3 protein-coding genes and 2 pseudogenes are annotated in these 3,270 nt (G+C 34.2%); 2 read left to right on the forward strand and 3 right to left on the reverse strand.

What is annotated here, in order from left to right:
• Nucleotides 1–192 precede the first annotated feature (192 nt).
• Together F6K13_RS25070 and F6K13_RS35400 are read left to right on the forward strand one after the other, a co-directional pair.
• Nucleotides 193–537, forward strand: a pseudogene (locus F6K13_RS25070) (HEPN domain-containing protein); the annotation flags it as partial.
• Between the two features lie 58 nt (nt 538–595).
• Nucleotides 596–775, forward strand: a complete 180-nt coding sequence (locus tag F6K13_RS35400) for a type II toxin-antitoxin system ParD family antitoxin (protein WP_205127440.1) — start codon at nt 596–598, stop codon at nt 773–775.
• A 55-nt stretch (nt 776–830) separates the two neighbouring features.
• On the opposite strand, the gene F6K13_RS25075 is transcribed toward F6K13_RS35400, so the two are convergent.
• The 3 genes and pseudogenes from F6K13_RS25075 to F6K13_RS25085 all read right to left on the reverse strand — a co-directional run.
• Complete coding sequence (locus F6K13_RS25075; RefSeq protein ID WP_375339374.1) at nt 831–1,022, reverse strand: DUF433 domain-containing protein; 192 nt, start codon at nt 1,020–1,022, stop codon at nt 831–833.
• 263 nt (nt 1,023–1,285) lie between these two features.
• On the reverse strand, nt 1,286–2,614 hold the full coding sequence (locus tag F6K13_RS25080) for a hypothetical protein (RefSeq protein WP_124154446.1): 1,329 nt from the start codon (nt 2,612–2,614) through the stop codon (nt 1,286–1,288).
• Between the two features lie 372 nt (nt 2,615–2,986).
• Nucleotides 2,987–3,270 (reverse strand): annotated as a pseudogene (locus F6K13_RS25085) (hypothetical protein); the annotation flags it as partial.

Genomic DNA, 3,270 nt, shown 5'->3' on the forward strand with positions numbered 1-3,270 from the left:
TAATCTCGATAATAAGCATCAAAAAATCATTGAATTTATTTCCGATATATGTATCGAATATGGGATGTTAGTAAGTTGTGTTTATGTGAGTGAATCTCAATTTCAACAAGAGAAAAGTCCCTTATTATTGAATATTCATCAAGAAGGTATTTTCCTGTGAATATTGAACAACAACAATGATTACAAAAAGCTAGGGAGAGCTTACAAGCTGCTCAACTTTTAGTCGATCATAACTTGGCTGCTTTTGCTGCTGCGAGGGCTTACTATAGTATGTTTTATATTGCGGAGGCTTTTTTGTTAGGAGAAGGATTAACATTTTCTAGTCATTCTGCTGTTATCTCTGCTTTTGGTCGAGAATTTGCTAGGACAAAACGTTTGCCTGTAGAATATCATCGCTATTTAATTAATGCTCAAGAAAAACGTACAGAAGCAGATTATAATCTTAATCCTAATATTACAATAGAACAGACTCAATGCATTATTAATGAAGCTGAAGAAATGCTTGATTTTGCTCATAATAATATTGATTTAATTTAATAAAAAATCAGGTTATGTAGTTATGAATATCATCTTAAGTCCACAACAATAAAAGTTTATTCAATCCCAAATTGCCAAGGGAAAATATACCAATATTGAGGAAGTTATTGATTCGGCTTTAAAGCTATTAGAAAAACAAGATTATGAACAATGGCTTGATGAAACTCCCCCAAAAGTTCAGGTAGGTTTAGAACAATTAGAAAAGATTGTGTCTGACATAAAAATTATTGTTCCTTAGTTATTTATTAATTGATTTTTCAATTTCAGATAATCTCTGAGTTTAAGGTAACAGTCTACTGTAAAGCAGCAAGGATATCGTCTCTTTCTAAATCATCATAGTCTTCAAGAATTTCCTCAATAGTCATGCCACTACTCAGCAATTCTAGTATAAATTCTACGGGATAACGCAATCCCAGGAGGCAGGGTTTTCCGTGACAGATGTTTGGGTTAATAGTGATTCTTTCTAGGAGGTTTTTATTGATCATTTCTTCTATTGTTAGTTAGTTGAAACTATAAACCAAAAGCTCCTTCCTAGGAATGGGTATATTTGAGCATTACATAATAATATGACAATATAACACAAAAAAGGAGCTTACTTTGGCAGTAACTTTTAATTATCTCTCAATTTCTCAACAGAAAAACTATGTATAAAAAAAATAGGTAGACGATTTCGTAAAATCCCCTACCTAATAAAAAGTTTATCCCTGCATCCGCGACAAAATCCCTGTCTTGCTCCCCTAATTTAAACTTATAAATTTTTCTGTTTATTCTTAGCAAATTTCAATAATTCTTGAGCTTTTTGATAATAAGTTGTTCCTGGTTTCACATTCTCTAACTGATTAATAATAGATTGAATTGTACTAGCAAGTAGACCCTGGTTAGAATTATCATCAACAGCATACCTTTGCCAATCAGCTATCAAATTTTTAGCCTGTTTAAAAGCTTGCCCTGACTGTTTTTCTAACTGTAGTCGCATTTTCACATTAGCTAAATTAACTTGATATTCTGCTAATTTTGTCTGTGCTTCTAAATAACTAGGGTTATCTACTGATACTTTCTGCAATTGACTAATTGCTTGTTCCCATAAACTCGCCACCAGTTGCCACTGTTGTTCTGGATGGGGTGCATTTTGGGAAGCTCTAGCTGCTTCAAAACCAAATTTTTTGGCTACTTCCATTAGAGTGAAACTCCGCTTACTTCCCTGAGTTAGACCTGCCTCTTTTTTGAAATCTCGCTTAGTCGCTGCTAATTTAGGTTTCACCATTTTTCCAGCGAGAGTAGTTGGTGGAATTTGTTCTAACTTATCTATTGCTGCTTGCCACTGAGCGATCGCCTCATTTTTTTCTGTTGGAGTTGTCGCTTGCTGATACTGCTGTTTAGATATTTTAACTGTTTGCTCTGCCTCTTTTAACAATGTTTGAGCATTTTTTTCTTGAAACGCCTTTGCCTCAATTTGTCCTACCCTTTTTCTCGCCCTTTCAAATTCATCTAGAGTAAATCGCCAAGTACAACTAAAAAAGGTGCAATATCTTGGGGGATAATAACCTAAAAACCATACTGGTAAACCATCTAAGTGTTTTTGTGCTTCAGCAACTCTCTGCGTTCCCAAATTAATATCGGCGCTGGAAGTTGCTTTATTGATCAGTTGATCTGCTTGTTCCGTTTTAGCGATCGCCTCTCGGTAGTTACGATCCATGCTTATGTAGCTTGGTAACAATACCATCGGTGCTACTCTTGCCACTGGTCTCCGAACCATAGGAAAAGGTAAATTTGCTACCCAGACTAAACCAGCTACTCCTAGAGCAGCTAAACCTGCTAACTGAAATAAAATTACTTTTCCTGCGGGATGATTTTCCCTTGCTGCTTTTTTGAGAACTTTTTCGCTAAAGGTAGGATATTGGTCTACAATTAGTTCTCGTAATTCCTCTAATTTAGCAGGTTCGCCAGATTGCATCCGTAGTTTTTCCAATCGCTTCAGAACTATTTTCTGGCCTATTTCACCTGTGAGGTCTTCTTTTGATAATTTTTTGATTTCTTCACTTAATATTTCGTAAGCATAGTTATGGAGACGTGGCATATTTTAACCTCTAGATTATAATCATTTTTAGTTTAAGCGTAATTTTTTAATTAGTCATCAGCAAAACTATCAATATTTCTTGATAAATTTAGCAGCATAAAGTAAAAATATCTGTAAAAATACTGATTTATTTTGAAACAGAAGTTTGACTTTTGAACGCCTATCTATATAGACCTCTCCGAAAAAGAGAGAGTAGGAAGTAGGGAGTAGGGGGAAATAATTAATGATTTATGGACGATAATTGATTTGATTTTTAATTATCGGAGATGTCTATTAGGTAGAGAATTTTGGAAAATATTCTACCTAATATTTGGAATAAAAAACCTCATCCGTGCATCCGTGAAAAAATCCCTGTTTGCCTCTAATTTCAACTTATAAATTTTTCTGTTTATTCTTAGCAAATTTCAATAATTCTTGAGCTTTTTGATAATAAGTTGTTCCTGGTTGAACATTCTCTAACTGATTAATAATTTCCTGTAACTTACTAGCAAGTAAACCTCGATCAGAATTATCAACAGCATATTTGTGCAAATCTGCAATTAAATCTTTACCTCGCTTAAAAGCTGTTCCTGACTCCTTTTCTGCTTGTAAACGCATTTTTGCTTCGGTTAGTTTTACCTGATATTCTGCCAATTTAGTTTGTGCTGCTACATAAC

Origin of the sequence: Okeania sp. SIO2B9 (assembly GCF_010672505.1) — a bacterium.
Classification (GTDB): domain Bacteria; phylum Cyanobacteriota; class Cyanobacteriia; order Cyanobacteriales; family Microcoleaceae; genus Okeania; species Okeania hirsuta.